2 protein-coding genes are annotated in these 1,063 nt (G+C 62.2%); both read right to left on the bottom strand.

Annotated elements, in window-relative coordinates:
- Positions 1-827, bottom strand: an 827-nt coding sequence (locus RCF13_RS25115; RefSeq protein ID WP_308141635.1) for a peptidoglycan-binding domain-containing protein, incomplete at its 3' end; no start/stop codon positions are given.
- Positions 802-1,063, bottom strand: a 262-nt coding sequence (locus tag RCF13_RS25110; RefSeq protein WP_308141634.1) for a hypothetical protein, incomplete at its 5' end; no start/stop codon positions are given. The genes RCF13_RS25110 and RCF13_RS25115, both read right to left, overlap by 26 nt.

Genomic DNA, 1,063 nt, shown 5'->3' with positions numbered 1-1,063 from the left:
ACGCGGATGATATCCTGCGAACTCACCTTCGCCGACTGACCGGCGGGTGCTGCCGCGACCTGTTTTTTCGGCGCCGGTTTTTCATAGGAAGCAAGGTCGGGCTTCGGTTTGGAAACTGTTTCCGATTTCAGGACAGCGGGCTGCGGACGCGGCGATGGAACCGCGACCTCGATGGCTTTTGCCACATCGTCCCGAGCCGGAGTGCGGTTCGAGTTACCGTTTTGGGCATCGGCCAGCAGTTGCTGCGGGATGTTGGCCTCCTGCACGCCGAGCTTCTGCTGCAAGGCGCGCCAGCGTTCCACCGCTTCGCGGGTCTGCGGCCCGGTGAAACCGTCCACCGGCCCCTTGTAGATTCCAAGCGTCGAAAGCCGATACTGCAGCCGCGCGATTTCCAGATCGGCATTGGGCGCAAGCGCCGGCAGCATATCGTCCACCGAGGCGTTCATATTCAGCCGGTCAGCCGACAGGTTTGCGGGTTCCAGCGGTTGGGCTGGCGCGTTGCTCACCGGCGCTGCGGAAGCGCTTTCGGTCGGTTTCGGAGCATTGTCGCTCGCCGCCGCCGTTCCCGGCAGGACCGCACGCGGCGTTGGCTTGAACACGAAATCCGGCCTTGTGCGGAAGAACACGGCGTTATGCGCCTCCGGCTGATACCAGAGCGCATTGGCCGAAACGAAACTCATGACCACCAGAAACGCGGTTGCCCCGCCGGTGAGGACGGGGTTGCGCGCGATGAACTCTCCGGCGGCAATTGCCAGCGCCGAGGCCGAGGTGAAGAAGAAATGGAGGAGCCGCGATCCGAGACTACGCCGTTTTGCGGGTTTGCGCATTTTTCTGCTCCCGGATTTCGTCGTTCTGCCAGTCATGACGCCTTTCTCCCTGGTGACGGTGCATGTCGATCACCATGCCAAGCTCTGGGCCAAATTCCTGATATTCGTCTTCTCCCGTCACAAATTGCGGACCCGCCACCGGAAGACGGACCGTGACGACCGTGCCTTCGCCGGGGCAGCTTTTCAGCTGCATCGTTCCCTGATGCAGTTCCACCAGCCCCTTGACCACCGAAAGG

The sequence above is a fragment of the Stenotrophomonas maltophilia group sp. RNC7 genome (genome assembly GCF_030910085.1).
Taxonomy (GTDB): Bacteria; Pseudomonadota; Gammaproteobacteria; order Xanthomonadales; family Xanthomonadaceae; genus Stenotrophomonas; species Stenotrophomonas sepilia.
This window is presented reverse-complemented; position numbering and strand designations above follow the sequence as displayed.